This is a genomic window from Pseudomonas sp. OV546 (genome assembly GCF_900116845.1).
Taxonomy (GTDB): Bacteria; Pseudomonadota; Gammaproteobacteria; order Pseudomonadales; family Pseudomonadaceae; genus Aquipseudomonas; species Aquipseudomonas petroselini.
The window spans coordinates 349,795-364,813 of record NZ_FPCE01000005.1; the positions used below are offsets into that span (position 1 = coordinate 349,795).

The following is a 15,019-nucleotide window of genomic DNA, read 5'->3' on the forward strand; positions in this document are numbered from 1 at the left end:
GCAAATGACTTCACAGGGGCGTGAGCCTGGCCGTTCGCGGTATTGGGGTCTTTTTTTTCCTGCGTAGAACAGTGATCATCGCCCTCCCCCAAGCCCTAGGAACCAAGACCATGGAGTTGACGCTGGAAGCGGTTGCGCTTTTTGCACTGAAGCTGGTGCACGAGACGGACGGCGGCAGCCCGGTTTTGCGGGACGATCCGGTGATGGATGGGTATGAGCGAGAGGTATTCGGGCTGCTGGTGCGGCAGAGGGATTTGGCGGTGATTCAATCCAAAGTCGCGGAATGTGTTGATCAAGCGCTTGAGGCATTGGGCGGGGCCGATACCGTGATGGGTCGCGAGTTGCAGCGCTTGGCGCTGGGCGTGCGCCAAGCGTCGACATTGGATGAACTCAATGCCCCGCTCAACGCACTCAAGGATTACCTGAAAGCCATTCTGTAACGCGCGGTTCAGCGCCGCCCTTCCACCGCCATCCGCACCGCCAGCCCCATCAACACCGAGCCCATCAACCCGCGCTGCACCACCTGCCAACCCGGCCGAGTGACGAAAAACACCGCGATCGACCCCGCCATGGTGGCAATCACCGCGTTGACGCTCACGCTGATAAAAATCTGCGTAAAACCCAGCACCAGGGATTGCGTCAACACACTGCCATGGCCGTTCGGGTCGATGAACTGCGGCAGCAACGACAAATACATCACCGCCACCTTGGGGTTCAGCAGGTTGGTCACCAGGCCCATGGTGAACAGCTTGCGCGGGCTGTCCTTGGGCAAATCCCGCACCTGGAACGGCGAACGCCCGCCCGGCCGTATGGCCTGCCAAGCCATGTAGGCCAGGTACAACGCACCGCCGAAACGCAGCGCGTCATAGGCAAACGGCACCGCCATGACCAAGGCCGTGATCCCCAAGGCCGCGCACAGCATGTAAACCAAAAAACCCAACGCCACGCCGCCCAGGGAAATCAGCCCGGCCGTACGGCCCTGGCAGATCGAACGGGAGATGAGGTAAATCATGTTCGGCCCGGGCGTGAGCACCATGCCGAGCGAGATCAGCGCATAGGCAAGCCAGCTGGACACTTCAGGCATTGTTTGGCTCCTTGATCGTTATTCTGTCGACGTGAAACATTTGGCCAATGTTGTAGGCTTGGACGCCATGGTAGGGCGTTCAAAATGCGCGCGTTAGATACAGATCCGCGAGCAAAACGTCATACACCCACCGCACCACTCACCCAAAGGCAGGCCCATGATCGACTTCAACAACAAAGGCTTCTTCAAGCTCAAGCAAAACAACGAATACGCCGAGCGCGTATCGGCCCTGCTGCTCGACGGCGAGGAAGTGGTCGACGCCTACAAGGCCATGCGCGACGGCGTAGTGTTTACCACCAAGCGGATTATTGCGGTGAACGTGCAGGGGATTACCGGCAGCAAAAAGGACTTTACGTCGCTGCCGTATAAAAACATCGTCGCGTATTCGGTGGAGACGTCCGGGACGTTTGATCTGGATTCGGAGCTGGAAATTTACTTTTCGTCGTTGGGCAAAGTGAAATTCGAATTCACTGGCAAGACTTCCATCGTCGAAATCTCGCGGTTGATCTCCAAGCACCTGCTGACCTGATCGGCAGGCAATTGCTTATTGCCTACAAGGCTGAGACGGCTGTACCCCGATCAAAAGGTGGGAGGGGGCTTGCCCCCGATAGGGCCTTCCCCCACACCATCAAACTACAGCCTTACACACCTACCCCTTCCCCCTCCTCAACCACCCCATTCGGCAACATCCCATTCGCCAAATCATCCACCACCGCCTTCGCCATCTCCCCCAAATAATGCGCCGCCCAGGCAAAACGATCCGCGCCCGTGTCCATGGCTGCGTCCAACGCCAGCATCTTGGAACAGTGCAGCAGCTCGGAGGCATGCTCCAGGGCATCGCGAATGGGCACACCGGAATTGACGCGAAATAGGCGGTGGAGATTGGGCTGCTTGCCGCAGGTGGAGAAGGTGATGACGCCGAGGGTTTTGTTGAGGGGTGGGTTGATCATTGGGCACCTCCGGAATGCGTGGAGGTGTTGAGGATGGTGTTGTGAGGGTACGGCCTTTCAGAAATGCTCATTGGCTTGACTCCTAATGTAGAAAAGAGCCGCCACGTTCGTTTCCAGGCGAATGGGTGGCAGCTATGCGCAGGCTGGAAAACCGGGACAATAGGAACCCGGCAGACCCGAAGGTCTCCCGCGCACAGCCGCCATAACACGGATATGCTGGCACAAAAACACCAGCAGTCGTGATAAAAATAGTGGCACCTGTGCGCTATTGTTCCACGGGTTTCCAGGCCCGACCGTCGAATGTCGACGACACGCCAAAAGTAGCCTAGAGATTGATTAGCAGGAAATCGGCTTTGTGGCTAAACGTGTCTGATGTGGTAGAGAAAATAAAATTAAATGAAACACCAAAAACTCTTTATTCAAAAAACATAAAAGCAGCTGACGAGACCAGTACATACATGAAACCCCAACCAAAGATATTAAACTTAGATTCCTTTTACTCGGACATACTAAAAGAAGACGAATTAGGAGCAACCATCCGCACGCACATTTATATAGAGTCAGCTCTTGAGCAGCTAATTGAAATACTAGTCTCAGATTATGAACACATCAAAAAAATGCAGCTCGACTTTTCTCAAAAGGTAAACCTAGCAGTTGCGATCGGGATGCCAAAAGAGTTCGCCCCCGCACTTTTAGCAGTTGGGACGATTCGAAATAAATTTGCGCACAGGATTGACACAAAAATTGACAAGGAGAAAACAAACAACCTTTACAAACAGTTTTCACCTGATCAAAAAAGTGCGATACATGTATCATTCAATAATACGCTAAAAAATACTCCACTAGGTCAAGTGAGGAATTTTTCCGAAATCACACCCAAAGAGCAATTTGCAATTTTGTCGGTAGCATTAGTAATGCAAATCCTCACCCTAATACAGACACACAGCACATAAAAACAAAAGAGAGCCGCATTGATTAGAATCTAACAATACTGCATTAAAGGCGTAAACCTCAGCGAGAACTGCGCCACTAGTATGAAATTTACAGCATCAACTCATAAGGCCCCAGCGCCTTACTAGTCTGCACCAACCCCTGCCTCATCAACATCTCAAGATAATTTCCCGCCGCCATCGGAGGCCGCTTCAACGCCCGCCTTTGCTTCTGCGCCGCTCCCAACACCGCCGCCTGATCCAGATCCCAGAGATCCGAAATAAAGTCATCCGGATGCATCGGCTCAATGTCGTAGGCAGCCAGTATATGCGGCGGGAAGTCTTTCAAATTGAAGGTCACGATAACCTCAGCTTTACTCCGAATCGCCGCCGCCAGCACGTGACGATCATCAGGATCGGGCAGATCCAAGCTCGAACACAGATCCTCATATCCCGTAACCAAAGCGTCAGGTATCGCCTTGTCCATCATCGCTGACGTGCAATTCACTTGCTCAGCCGTGAGATCGGGTCGGTTCTTGAGTACGTTGCGCTTCCACTCCTCATGAATCTGGCTAGTCCATCTCGCTCGATACAACCCTGACAAGCCAAGCCACATCAGCAAATCCCTGAGGGCCGCCGGGTAGAGAACGCAGGCATCATATACCGCGGTAAAAGGCGAACACCTCATCCGTCATACCCCATTCCCAACTCCTGGGCCTGTTGCGCCAGCGCTTCCATTGCTTCCTGGCTTTCCTCATCTCGCCGCTGCTTGAACGCCATCAAATCCGAAAACCGGATGCGCCGATGCCGACCGGTTTTTGTAAAGGGAATGGCGCCTTCCTCCAGCATCTTGACCAAGTGCGGTCGTGAAACGTTAAGCAGGTCGGCGGCCTCCTGCGAGGTGAGTTCGGCATGCACCGGGACGACCTTGACGGCATTGCCGATCGCCAACTCGCCCAGGATATCGACCAATAAGCGCAGTGCTGAGGTTGGGAGTACGAGCGTGTGGGGTTTGTCTTCTTTGTCGAAAATGTCGATGCGCTGGGTTTCAAACTTGGTCGACAGCAGCGAGGCCAGTTCGCGTTGGCCTTGCACGGCGGCTTCGACTTCCTTTTCCAGCGGAAGGATCGTTTTGGGAAGGTGGTTGGTGATCATGATGCAACTCCGGCGACGCTTAATTCAGTTACGATCAACGCTAAACGAAACAAACGAAAATCGCAATATTCGAAACGGAAATACCGACTGAAGCCCTGTCCACTTTTCCCACACCAACCGCCGAATTAAGCCGATATCAGATTCTGATTACCCCTCGTAGGCTCACCTCCTCGCACAAGGAAGTGAGCCCGTCATGTCAGAGCGCTTGTACCCACCCACCGAAGAAGACTTACGCAAACGACGGATCCTGACCCCGCAGCCGTCGCGTGTGCCGTATTCGCCGTCTGTTGATTTTTTCGAGCCATCCCCTGCCCCGACACCCACGCTAACCAAACCTCCCGGCTGCGTTTTCATCAAGCCCTGCCAACTGCCTGACGGCATCACCCATTACTTCAACCCGGCCGGGTATGTACCGCTGGAGCTGATTAAGGAGTACGGCCATTTAAGCTTGCTGGGTGGGCGTGAGGTGGATAGCAGGGGCGCGGTTGCCCTGCGCAAGATCGGCGGTAGCGCATTGCCCGCAGGTTTGGGGCAGTTGGCATTACGCTCGGCGGTTTGGGAGTCGGCGGCCACTGCCGTCGGGTCCGTCGCCGGTGGCCTGTTGACGGGTTTGGTGGCGCTGGCTTGGCCGTCGGAGCTGGGCGATAGCGCGCTCTACAGCGAGGAGCAGTTGCGTTCGATGCAGCGGGCGCGCTCGCAGATGCGGTTGCATATCGAGCAACGCGAGGACGGCACGCTCAAGGGGTATGGGTTTTACACGGGCAACCATGCCGATTGGCAGATGATTGATGTGGTGCAGTTTCAAAGCCGTGGCGATCAGTTTGTGGCGGATTTGGATGAGGGCGTGGAGCTGATCTGGACACCCGCCGTTGATCCCAGTGACACGCTGGGTATTCCAGCCTTGGAGGCTGCGCCGCAGGCGCCGGTGATCTGGATTTATCCGCCGACGGAGAAAGCCGCGCAAATTCTGGTGAACCCGATTTATCCGCCGGAGTATCGGGATTTTATTCTGGTGTTCCCGGCGGAGTCGGGGGTTCGGCCGCTGTATGTGGTGGTAAACCAGCCAAGGAAAGGGCTTAGAAACCCAGACCATGATTACTTTTCTCCACCCGAAACCGAAGACATAACAGGCTTCCCGGGTCTGATTCCCCAAAAGCCTGTGACACCAAGAAAAGGCGGAGCCGGCTTACGTGAACGTTGGATAGACGCAAAAGGAAGAAAAATATTTGAGTGGGACTCCAAAAAAGGCGAGCTGGAAGTCTATCGAAACAGCGATTTGGCACACCTCGGCGCATTTGATCCTTATACCGCCGAGCGTCGAGGACCGGCGGACCCGAAACGTCGTATTTACAGATAAAAAGGAACTCGGAAAATGCTGATGAAAATCAGACTGCGATGGTACGAAAAACACAGTAATGACTTGAAAGCGGATGAGTACTCAGCCGATATCGCAGATCCAGACAATGTTTTTGAAGCATTGGGTTTAGGCGAAGAAACCGCGATATACGCCGACGTATTCAACGTTCAGCCTAACTGGATTACGATTATTCAGCCGTACTTCCAGCACATGATCGAACCCGACCATCACGACTACCAACTGTCCTTCCGCTACCAAGGCGCCTGGCCACCGCCCCCAAAGCAACCCAAAAAGGCGTCCTAATGCAATGAAACCCGCACTGCAAAAGCCCCTCCTCTACCGCTCAGTCAACACCCGAACCCATGGCGTGCGCCACGGCAGTTGTCGCGCCTACCGGTATGAGCGGCACACCAAAAGCGAAAAAGACAAACAATCAAATCGCGGTTCGATGCATAGCCATCAACGGCATGGTTTTGACTACACCCCACTGTTCCGGTTTCTCCTGTCCAAAGTCGGCCACCCATGGGATCAGGTGTTCAGCGAAGCCAAGGCCCGCCTGGATCGTCCAGATCCGGTATTCTGGATGGTCGCGCAACATGAAACCGACAAGCAGGATTACGTGAGAACGGATGAAAACAGCTACTACAGCGGCTTGTATGTCGACGAAGGCGGCCTGCTGCAAAAGGTCAACCCACAGCTGACGCCCGAGCAGATGAAACCCTGCTGCAACTGCTGCACCCACACCTTCAACGGTGTGGTATGCCCACAGGGTCTACCCCACAATGGCTAACCCTCAACCCGACTTAACCCCACTCCCCGCCTCCGCCACCGGTACCCGATTCGCCGGGTCCGTCACGTCATACACATGCTGCTCACACCCCGAACCCTTGAACTGGAATTCCACCAGGTACACTTTTGCCCTCTCCGGGCGGAACGTATTCATCGCCGGCCCGCAGGTGTAGTAGTAACCCGTGCGGGTGTCGTTCGCGTAACCCGATACCGTGAGTTTCTTGCCGGGGTCGGCCTGGATTTCCAGCTGTGGAAAACGCTTGAACGTGGCGCTGGCAACGGTTTGGTTGAGCTTGGCGATCCAGTTGAAGACCTTGCCTTCGCCGGTGTCCATCACCGTGCCGAGGGCTTCCATGCGTGGGTCGGGGTCGCCTTCGCGGCTGATCGAGAAGTCGACGGCAGGAGTGCCGCCACTGGACTTCATGATGACCTTGGCGTGTTCCGCATCCACAGCCACGGTTTTCTGGCGAAACTGAATGCCGTCCTTGAGCAGGCTGGGCGATGAGTCACGTTGGTTGGATTGACAGGCGCCCAGGGCCAGGGCGAGGGAGAGCAGCACGATTCGCTTCACGGGGATGTCCTTATCGGGGAAGAGTGTGATGACTGGACCCGAATTTAAACGGATTGTTCCGTTTTAGGAGGGGATTAGCGGTGCGGCCGTTTCAAGTGCGGTCAAACACCAACCGCGCGCGCAACCCACCCTGCTCCCGGTTATGCAGCGCCAACCGGCAGCCGATCTTGCCGACGATCATTTGCACAATGGCCAACCCCAAGCCCGCGCCATTGGCATTGCCCCGGCTGTAGAACCGTTCGAACAGGCGCTCCATTTGCGCCTCATCAATTCCCGGCCCCTGGTCTTCCACGCTCAGGCAATGAGCACCAATCACCACCTTCACCTCACTGCCTGCCGGGGAAAAGTTAAGGGCATTGGTCACCAGGTTCTGCAATGCAATCGCCAACGCCGCCGGTTCGGTTTTCACCCAACATTGCTCCTCCCCTTCAAGCACCAGCTCCACACCTTTTTCCATGGCCAAGGGGGTCAACTCGGCCAGTTCTTCGCGCACCAGTTCGGTCAATTGCACACGTTCACACACGGGGTTGTTCAACTGCGGCTCGATGCGGGCCATGGTCAGCAGTTGGCTGCCGATGCGGGTGGCGCGGTCGACGCCGTTGACCAAAAAGTCCAACGCCTCACGTCGCTGCGCCTCAGTGATGGCACTCTGCGCGTTCTGGGCGTGAATCCGCAGGATCGCCAACGGTGTACGCAGTTCGTGGGCGGCGTCGGCGATGAAGCGGCGTTCGCGCTCCAGCAGCTCATCCACTTGCACCAACAGCCGGTTAAGCGCGGTTTGCATGGGTTCAAGATCGCTGGGCAAAGGCTTGAGGTGCAAGGGTTGCAAGGTCTCGGCAGTTCGCCCACGGATGGACAGGGCCATAACGCGCAAAGGTTTGAAGCCCCAGCCGATTACCCACCAGATCAACAGCGTCAGCAGCGGCACGCCGATCAGCGTCGGCCAGAGGGTGTGGCGCATGATGCGCTGGATCACGTCCTGGCGAATGTCATCGCGCTCGCCCACCCAGATCAGCAATCCCTGTTGCGGATCGGCAAGGAGGAAGGCGCACCAGTCATTGCCGTTGTCCATCAGGTCGTGGGAACCGAGGGTCGTCGGCGGTGCCGCCAGCACGGGCGCTTCGGCGGAGCGCACGAGCAATTGACCCGCGCTGTTCCATACTTGGAAGGTCAGGCGGGTTTCATAGGGGTGGGCCACGCCATCTTTACCCACGCGACTCATGGCCTGGTCGAACGCCTGGTACAACCGCTCCCAATCCGCTTCCCCTGGATCCCGCTGGCGCAGCACGCCTTGCAGCAGGCGCGCGCTCTGGGCGAGTTGGGCGTCGTAGACTTCTTCGATTTCATGGTGGCTGTCGCGCAGCACCAGCCAGCTGATCAGGGCGTCACCCGCCAATATCAGCAGCAAGACCGGGATGAGGATACGTGCACGAACCGAGGTCATGGTTTGAGCGCCAGTACATAGCCGACACCGCGCACGGTGCGGATCAGCTCGGTGGATAACTTTTTGCGCAGGTTGTGGATCAGCACTTCCAAGGTATTGCTCTCGACCCGATCCTGCCAACCGTACAGCGCGCGGGACAACCGCTCGCGGGTCACGACTTTGCCGGGGCGCACCATCAGTTGGTGCAGCAGTTGGTACTCCATCGGGGTGACGATGATGTCGGCGTCCTGATAGCGCACTTGCTGGGTGGCCGGGTCGAGGCTGATGCCGGCGTGTTCCAACATCGGTTGTGCGCGGCCCTGGCTGCGGCGCAACAGGGCGCGCACGCGGGCTTTGAGTTCTTCGACGTCGAAGGGTTTGACCAGGTAGTCGTCGGCCCCCGCGTCCAAGCCGGCGATGCGCTCGGCGGTACCGTCGCGGGCGGTAAGGATCAGCACCGGCACGTCATGTTGCTCGGCGCGCAGTTGCTGCAACAGGTCGAGGCCGTCGAGGCGCGGCAGGCCGAGGTCGAGCAGCAACAGGTCGAAGTTTTCCGTGCGCAAGGCATGCAGGGCCGCAACGCCATCCTGCAACCAATCGAGGGTGTAGCCTTCAGCGCCCAATGCCACACGAATGCCTTGGCCGAGGGCACGGTCATCTTCGACAAGGAGTAGGCGCATAGCAGAATCTCTGTAGGAATCGGCGGCATCATGCCGGGTTCTGGCATGGGTTATTTCGGCAAAGATGTTACGGCGCGTTGCCAACTAAGGTTGCGCTAAGGTTGGTTTTGCACTGTGAAACCTCCCACCTCTGCTGAGAGCTTTTCCATGCGCAAAATTCTCCTGCTGTCCCTGATTCTCGCCAGCCCCCTGGCCGTCGCCGGCCCGCAGTGCACCACCGCCGAGCGTTCGCAATGGCAAGACGAAAAAGCCTTCCAGGACAAGCTCAAGGCTGAAGGCTACACAATCAGCAAGTTCAAAGTCACCGATGGCAACTGCTACGAGATCTACGGCTTCGACAAGGACAAGCGCAAGGTCGAGATCTACCACGACCCTGTCACCGGCAAAGCCGTGAAGACTGAGATCAAGGGCTGATGCCAGGCGAATCCCTGCGCCTGTGGGACCCGCTGGTGAGACTGTTTCATCTGTCGATCGCCGGGGTCTTTGTCGCCAATTACTTCTTTAACGAAGCAGGCGATGACTGGCATGTCTGGCTGGGCTACTACGCCATGGCCTGGCTGCTGGTGCGGTGGGTGTGGGGATTTGTCGGACCGCGCAGTGCGCGTTGGGCGGACTTCTGGCCGACGCCAAAGCGCCTGACGGCCCACATGCGCTCGCTGCTCAACGGTCGGCCCCAGCATCGCCTGGGCCATTCGCCGATTGGCGCGCTGGTGATGCTGTTGATGTTGCTGGCGCTGCTGAGCATCGGCATCAGCGGTTTCCTGATGCAGGAAGTCGACGCCTTGTGGGGAGCCGATTGGCCGCTGCAAATCCACGAAACCGCTGCCAACGTGCTGCTCGGCCTGGTCTGCGTGCATGTGCTGGCGGCGGTGTTCGAAAGTATCCAGGTGCGGGACAACCTGCCGTTATCCATGCTCACCGGTCGCAGGAAGCGCCTGCCGGATGAACCTGCGCAGTAATCCTTTATCCACAGGTCCCCTATGCGCTCCGCCTTATTGATTTGCAGCCTGCTGGCGGTGTTTTTCGCCGCCTGGCAGAGCCATCCGCCCCATGTATTGGCGCCGTTTGCCCAGGCCAGCCCGAACACCGCAAAAGTCGCGGCGCCGGCGCAGTACAGCAGCCGGTTCGTGTCCACCCAGCTCACCGACTTTGTGCACTCGTCGTCCGTCACCGCCCTGCCCGGCGGCGACTTGATGGCGGTGTGGTTCGCCGGCTCCCGCGAAGGCGCGGCCGATGTGCAGGTGCGCACCGCACGCTTTGATGCACGCAGCGGCGAATGGGGCGCCGAACAGGTGCTGGCCACGCGCGAAAGCACCCGCGACGGCACCCAGCGCTACATCCGCAAGTTGGGCAACCCAGTGATCGCCCTGGGCCCGGATAAACGCCTGTGGATGTTTTACGTGTCGGTGTCAGTCGGCGGCTGGGCTACCAGTGCGATCAACCTGATGGTGTCGGACGACCTCGGCGCCAGTTGGTCGGCGCCCAGGCAACTGGTGACTTCGCCGTTCTTCAATATCAGCACCCTGGTGCGCGCCGCGCCGGTGTTCCATGCCGACGGTTCCATCGGCCTGCCGGTGTACCACGAGTTCATGGGCAAATTTGCCGAATACCTGTACCTGAGCGCCGATGGGGCGGTGATCGATAAATTCCGCATCAGCCGCGGCAAGAACTCCCTGCAACCGACCATCGTGCCGCTGGATGGCCAGCGCGCCGTAGCGATGTTGCGCTATGCCGGTGACACCCATCACCGCGTGCTCGCCAGCCGCACCGAAGACGCCGGGCAAACCTGGAGCGAGCCGTATCCGTTGGAGCCGGCCAACCCCAATTCATCGCTGGCAGCAGTGGCCACGCAGGACGACGGCTTGCTGGTGGCCCTCAACGATCTGCAGGACGGCCGCTTCAAACTCAGTCTCTATGGCACCGACGCCCAGCTCAGCCAATGGCGCACGGTGGTGCAGCTGGATGAGTCTCCCGACCCGCTCGGCCAGCCATTCTCACCCGAGGCCTATAAAGAAATCATCGGCGAAGGTTTCCGTGCTTCCAGCGGCGCCCGGCGTCTGCCGTTGGAGCAGCGCTTCCTCAGCAACCTCGACTACCGGGTGTGCAAACCCCGTGGCTGCGATTTCGAATACGAGTACCCGTATTTCAGCCGCAGCCCGGACGGCATGTACCACTTGGTCTACTCGTGGAATAACACCTTTATCAAACATGTCAGCTTCAACGAAGCCTGGCTGGCGGAGCGGCTGTGATGGTTTATTTGTGGCAGGCGCATTTGAGTTTTGTGCTGTTGGGTTTTGTGTTCCTGAGCCTGTTTCGATTCACCGCGCCGTGGCGGCCGTGGTTGTTGCCGCTGTTGGCGGCGGTCAGTTTTATCCCGGTCAATGAATTGCCGCTGGCGGCGTATGTGCGCAGTTTTACCGATGACTTGGCGATCAGCACGTTGGTGTTGCTGGCGTGGGTTGCACTCAGTCGACTGGGCGTGGTGCAGCCGCTCAATCGACGGCACCACGTGCAGACGCTGATGGTGTTTGGGCTGTTGAGCCTGGCCCTGTACCCGGCCACGTTGGGCCTGACCTACTTCGATCCGTACCGCTGGGGCTTCAACCCCCGGCCGATGATTGTGCTGGTGGGCGCGGCCGCACTGCTGATGCTGTGGCTGCGCAATGCCCTGGCGGTGTGGATGCTGGCGATCGGCACGCTGGCCTTCGCGCTGCGGCTCAAGGCGTCGGAAAACTATTGGGATTATCTGGTCGATCCGCTGTTGGCGGGTTACTGCATCGTCGCTGGACTGATGCCATTCAAACTGTGGGAGGGGGCTTGCTCCCGATGGCGGCGTGTCAGCCAGCACCTCCGGCACTGAACCACCGCCATCGGGAGCCCCCCCTCTCCCACATTGGATTTGTGTTGTTTTAGAGAATGGGAAAAATGATGAGTGCGTTGCAATCACGCCGCCTGCGCTACGGCGTGGGCGCGATCGGGTTGGTGTTTGCCTTGCTGGCCGCATTGCGGCTGGTGTTTGTGCTGGGTTTTTCCGGCCTTGATTTGAGTACCCCGGCACTGCTGGAAACCCTGGGCATCGGCCTGCGTTTCGACCTGCGCCTGGCGGTGCTGCTCCTGCTGCCGCTGGCGCTGCTGGCCTGGATTCCACGCTGGAACCTGACCACCCTCCCGGCCCTGCGCTGGCTGGCCCGCGCCTATCTGGTGGTGGCGCTGGCCGTGGTCGGCCTGGTGTACATCGTCGACTTCGGCCACTACGCCTACCTCGGCGTGCGCATCAACGCGACCGTGCTGCGTTACCTGCAAGACGCGCAGATTTCACAACAGATGGTGTGGGAAACCTACCCGGTGCTGTGGATAACCGCGTGCTGGCTGGCGGCGGTGGCCTTGTGGGTGTGGGCGCTGGTCTGCCTTGAGCGGTTGACCCTGGACCGCGCGCCCAGCACCCGCGGCAAACTGTCATTGGTGGCTGTTTCCGTCATCGGCGTGATCGGCGTACTGCTGGCCCTGCTCGGCCGTGTCGCCCATCTCAACCTGGAGAACCCGGTGCCGCTGCGCTGGAGCGACGCGTTCTTTTCCGGCAACCCGCAGGTGGCCGCCGTGGGGTTGAACCCGGTGCTGTTTCTGTACGACACGCTCAAGGTCGGCCAATCGCAATTCGATGAGGCCCAGGTGCGCGAGCATTACCCACAGGTCGCCCACTACCTGGGCGTCGACCGCCCCGATGCCCAGCAACTGAACTTCATCCGCGAACAAGGCGTGCAGCCCTATCGACTGGCCGGCGAGCGAGCGCCCAACGTGATCTTCGTGATGCTCGAATCCCTCGGCACCAGCGCTGTCGGCGCCTACGGCAACCCACTCAACCCCACACCGAACCTGGACAAACTGGCCACGCAAAGCTGGTTCTTCAAACACTTCTACGTGCCTGTCACCGGTACCGCCAAGACCGTATGGGCGAGCATCACCGGCGTGCCCGACGTCACCCGCCAGGAGACTGCCACCCGCAACCCGCTGATCACTCGGCAACACACGCTGATCAACGCGTTCGAGGGTTACCAGAAGTTCTACATGATCGGTGGCAACGCCGGCTGGGCCAATATCAATGCCTTGATCCGCCAGAGCATCGACGGCGTGCAGCTGTTTGAAGAAAGCCATTGGCGCTCGCCACGGGTAGACGTGTGGGGCATTTCCGACCTGGATCTGTTCAAGGAAGGTGACGAACTACTGCGCGCGGTCCCGAAGGACCAACCCTTCTTTGCCTACCTGCAAACCTCCGGCAATCACCGTCCGTTCACCATTCCCAAGCACAACGATGGCTTCCAGGTCCGCGACGTGACGCTGGAGCAGGCCCAAGCCGCCGGTTCACGCAGTGTCGAGCAATACAACGCCGTGCGCCTGCTGGACTACAACATCGGCCGGCTGATGGAAATCGCCAAGGCGGGCGGTTACTACGACAACAGCATCTTTGTGTTCTTCGGCGACCACAACACCCGTATCAGCCAGATTCCGCACATGGCGCCGGCTTTCGAACAACTGGGGCTGGAGAGTAATAACGTGCCGTTGCTGATCCACGCGCCCGGCCTGCAACCCCGGGTGATCGAAGAAGCCGTCGGCCTGGCGGACTTGCTGCCCACCGTGGCCGGCTTGGCGGGTGTGCCGTTTAGTCACGGCACGATGGGGCGCGATATCCAGCAACCGGCACCAGAAGGTGAACGCATGGTGCCGCTGGTGTTGCGCGAGGGGACCTTCCCGGTGATCGGCGGCGTGACCCGCCACTTCCTGTTGCAGATGCAGCATGACGGCAGCTCACCGACCCTGCACGACCTGGCATCGCCCACCCCGCGTGACGACGTGGCCGCGCTGCATCCCGATGAGTTTAAGCGTTTGCAGGGGCTGACCCGAGGCCTGCATGAGAGCGCGCGGTTGATGCTGTTCAGGAATGTGCGGGAGTGATTATTTGTCTTGGAACGTTTCGAGGTACGCCAGGATGTTCTCGATCTTCTCCTGGTCACTGATACCCCAGAAAATCATCCGCGTGCCACTCACCACTTTCTTCGGGGCCTCGATGTAGGCCGCGAGTTTGTCGCGGGTCCAGACCACACCGGAGTTCTTCATCGCATCGGAGTACTGATAGTCAGCGGTCGTCCCCGCAGGGCGTCCGATGATGCCGTTGAGTTCCGGGCCAAAGCCGCCGCGCGCGCCTTCGCCGATACTGTGGCAACCGCCGCAGGTCTTGGCGAAAAGCTTGCCGCCCGCCTCGGCATCGCCCGCAGCAAAAGCCGAGTGGGTATTGAGTAACAGGACGAGGGAGAGTAACGCGTACTTCATGATGGCTCCGCATCGGGCAAGGAGGGAGCGATTATGCCTGTATCCGCTGCGCTGCGCCGTTCGAGGAAACACTCTCTAAACCGCTCTAAAACGACCACCCATCGCCCCACAGACATCCAATCGAACCTATTCCAACCCATTCCACTCCACCTTACTGAACCCATGATGGAGGAGTAAGGATCATGGCTCAGCCATCGATTTTGGTACTGGAAGACGACGAAATCATTCGCGCGTTAATGGTGGATGTGCTGGAAGATTTCGGTGCAGTCGTCACGTCTTTTCCTTCGGCGGATGAGGGAATGATTTACCTGGAGCGGGCCGATGATCCGGTCGACCTGATTGTCAGCGATATCCAGATGCCTGGTTTACTCAATGGCTACGATTTGAGCCGCGTGGTTGCACACCGCTGGCCGTCGGTGCCCGTGCTGCTGACCTCCGGTAACACGAAAATTGCGTCGCAGCTGGGGGGGTCGGTGCGGTTTCTGCCCAAGCCGTGGAGCACTGAGCACTTGATTGAGTGTGTGCAAACAGCATTGACACAGCAAGGCATGTCCATGCATTGATAGCTTCGCGATATCACGCTTACCGAACTTCGTTGCAGGCTCGGAGGTCATTATTGATGCAAGGAGCGACTTTTCTGATCCGTCGGTCAGCCTTTTCGCCTTGTGCGCTCAGTTGCCGACGACGAGTTGTGTAGAATTGTCGCCCATTTCCATGCGTCATTCATGGCCGAGAGGCCCACAGTTCGAGCTCATT

General features: G+C 58.5%; 20 protein-coding genes. 12 read left to right on the forward strand and 8 right to left on the reverse strand.

Annotation, left to right across the window (positions count from 1 at the left end):
- Positions 1-110 precede the first annotated feature (110 nt).
- Positions 111-440 (forward strand): hypothetical protein, encoded by a 330-nt coding sequence (locus tag BM403_RS14335; RefSeq protein WP_064052067.1) that lies wholly within the window; start codon positions 111-113, stop codon positions 438-440.
- A gap of 8 nt (positions 441-448) precedes the next feature.
- On the opposite strand, the gene BM403_RS14340 is transcribed toward BM403_RS14335, so the two are convergent.
- Positions 449-1,084: a LysE family translocator gene (locus BM403_RS14340; protein ID WP_093543325.1), complete on the reverse strand. Its 636-nt coding sequence runs from the start codon at positions 1,082-1,084 to the stop codon at positions 449-451.
- A 157-nt stretch (positions 1,085-1,241) separates the two neighbouring features.
- Here BM403_RS14340 and BM403_RS14345 point away from each other — a divergent pair, with 157 nt between their 5' ends.
- A complete protein-coding gene (locus tag BM403_RS14345) occupies positions 1,242-1,613 on the forward strand; it encodes a PH domain-containing protein (protein ID WP_015885780.1) in 372 nt (123 codons plus the stop codon).
- A gap of 112 nt (positions 1,614-1,725) precedes the next feature.
- Here the strand turns inward: BM403_RS14345 and BM403_RS14350 are convergent, their stop codons facing one another.
- A complete protein-coding gene (locus BM403_RS14350; RefSeq protein WP_093543327.1) occupies positions 1,726-2,034 on the reverse strand; it encodes a DUF3077 domain-containing protein in 309 nt (102 codons plus the stop codon).
- A 365-nt stretch (positions 2,035-2,399) separates the two neighbouring features.
- Between BM403_RS14350 and BM403_RS14355 the strand changes: the two genes are divergently transcribed.
- Positions 2,400-2,987 (forward strand): hypothetical protein, encoded by a 588-nt coding sequence (locus BM403_RS14355; protein ID WP_139237971.1) that lies wholly within the window; start codon positions 2,400-2,402, stop codon positions 2,985-2,987.
- An 88-nt stretch (positions 2,988-3,075) separates the two neighbouring features.
- Here BM403_RS14355 and BM403_RS14360 read toward each other — a convergent pair whose 3' ends face one another.
- Together BM403_RS14360 and BM403_RS14365 are read right to left on the reverse strand one after the other, a co-directional pair.
- Positions 3,076-3,651 carry a PIN domain-containing protein gene (locus BM403_RS14360; RefSeq protein ID WP_015885782.1) on the reverse strand — a complete coding sequence of 192 codons (576 nt, stop codon included), beginning with the start codon at positions 3,649-3,651 and terminating at the stop codon, positions 3,076-3,078.
- Positions 3,648-4,118 carry a helix-turn-helix domain-containing protein gene (locus BM403_RS14365; protein ID WP_015885783.1) on the reverse strand — a complete coding sequence of 157 codons (471 nt, stop codon included), beginning with the start codon at positions 4,116-4,118 and terminating at the stop codon, positions 3,648-3,650. The genes BM403_RS14360 and BM403_RS14365 overlap by 4 nt, the downstream gene beginning before the upstream one ends.
- A gap of 193 nt (positions 4,119-4,311) precedes the next feature.
- On the opposite strand from BM403_RS14365, the gene BM403_RS14370 reads away from it, so the two are divergent.
- From BM403_RS14370 to BM403_RS14380, 3 genes are read left to right on the forward strand one after another with little or no spacing between them, the layout of a single operon-like run.
- On the forward strand, positions 4,312-5,475 hold the full coding sequence (locus BM403_RS14370) for an S-type pyocin domain-containing protein (RefSeq protein ID WP_093543329.1): 1,164 nt from the start codon (positions 4,312-4,314) through the stop codon (positions 5,473-5,475).
- Positions 5,476-5,490: 15 nt separating this feature from the next.
- The gene (locus BM403_RS14375; RefSeq protein ID WP_093543331.1) at positions 5,491-5,778 is read left to right on the forward strand and encodes a colicin E3-like toxin immunity protein; all 288 of its coding nucleotides are present in this window, start codon (positions 5,491-5,493) and stop codon (positions 5,776-5,778) included.
- A 4-nt stretch (positions 5,779-5,782) separates the two neighbouring features.
- Complete coding sequence (locus BM403_RS14380) at positions 5,783-6,265, forward strand: hypothetical protein (RefSeq protein ID WP_093543333.1); 483 nt, start codon at positions 5,783-5,785, stop codon at positions 6,263-6,265.
- Positions 6,266-6,268: 3 nt separating this feature from the next.
- Here BM403_RS14380 and BM403_RS14385 read toward each other — a convergent pair whose 3' ends face one another.
- From BM403_RS14385 to BM403_RS14395, 3 genes are all read right to left on the reverse strand, one after another.
- Positions 6,269-6,835, reverse strand: coding sequence for a hypothetical protein (locus BM403_RS14385; protein ID WP_015885787.1), 567 nt, complete (start codon positions 6,833-6,835; stop codon positions 6,269-6,271).
- Between the two features lie 91 nt (positions 6,836-6,926).
- Positions 6,927-8,279, reverse strand: coding sequence for a sensor histidine kinase (locus tag BM403_RS14390; RefSeq protein WP_093543335.1), 1,353 nt, complete (start codon positions 8,277-8,279; stop codon positions 6,927-6,929).
- A complete protein-coding gene (locus BM403_RS14395) occupies positions 8,276-8,938 on the reverse strand; it encodes a response regulator (protein WP_046035211.1) in 663 nt (220 codons plus the stop codon). The genes BM403_RS14390 and BM403_RS14395 overlap by 4 nt, the downstream gene beginning before the upstream one ends.
- A 147-nt stretch (positions 8,939-9,085) precedes the next feature.
- On the opposite strand from BM403_RS14395, the gene BM403_RS14400 reads away from it, so the two are divergent.
- From BM403_RS14400 to BM403_RS14420, 5 genes are all read left to right on the forward strand, one after another.
- Positions 9,086-9,352: a PepSY domain-containing protein gene (locus BM403_RS14400; RefSeq protein WP_015885790.1), complete on the forward strand. Its 267-nt coding sequence runs from the start codon at positions 9,086-9,088 to the stop codon at positions 9,350-9,352.
- Positions 9,352-9,897, forward strand: coding sequence for a cytochrome b/b6 domain-containing protein (locus tag BM403_RS14405; RefSeq protein ID WP_015885791.1), 546 nt, complete (start codon positions 9,352-9,354; stop codon positions 9,895-9,897). The genes BM403_RS14400 and BM403_RS14405 overlap by 1 nt, the downstream gene beginning before the upstream one ends.
- 21 nt (positions 9,898-9,918) lie before the next feature.
- Complete coding sequence (locus BM403_RS14410) at positions 9,919-11,187, forward strand: sialidase family protein (protein ID WP_064052057.1); 1,269 nt, start codon at positions 9,919-9,921, stop codon at positions 11,185-11,187.
- On the forward strand, positions 11,187-11,798 hold the full coding sequence (locus BM403_RS14415; RefSeq protein ID WP_093543337.1) for a hypothetical protein: 612 nt from the start codon (positions 11,187-11,189) through the stop codon (positions 11,796-11,798). Before BM403_RS14410 ends, BM403_RS14415 begins: the two co-directional genes overlap by 1 nt.
- A 68-nt stretch (positions 11,799-11,866) precedes the next feature.
- Entirely contained in the window at positions 11,867-13,888 is a 2,022-nt protein-coding gene (locus tag BM403_RS14420) for an LTA synthase family protein (RefSeq protein ID WP_093543435.1), read from the forward strand.
- On the opposite strand, the gene BM403_RS14425 is transcribed toward BM403_RS14420, so the two are convergent.
- Positions 13,889-14,263 carry a c-type cytochrome gene (locus BM403_RS14425; RefSeq protein ID WP_015885795.1) on the reverse strand — a complete coding sequence of 125 codons (375 nt, stop codon included), beginning with the start codon at positions 14,261-14,263 and terminating at the stop codon, positions 13,889-13,891. It abuts the gene before it with no gap.
- Positions 14,264-14,445: 182 nt separating this feature from the next.
- Between BM403_RS14425 and BM403_RS14430 the strand changes: the two genes are divergently transcribed.
- A complete protein-coding gene (locus tag BM403_RS14430) occupies positions 14,446-14,826 on the forward strand; it encodes a response regulator (RefSeq protein WP_015885796.1) in 381 nt (126 codons plus the stop codon).
- The last annotated feature ends 193 nt before the right edge of the window (positions 14,827-15,019 follow it).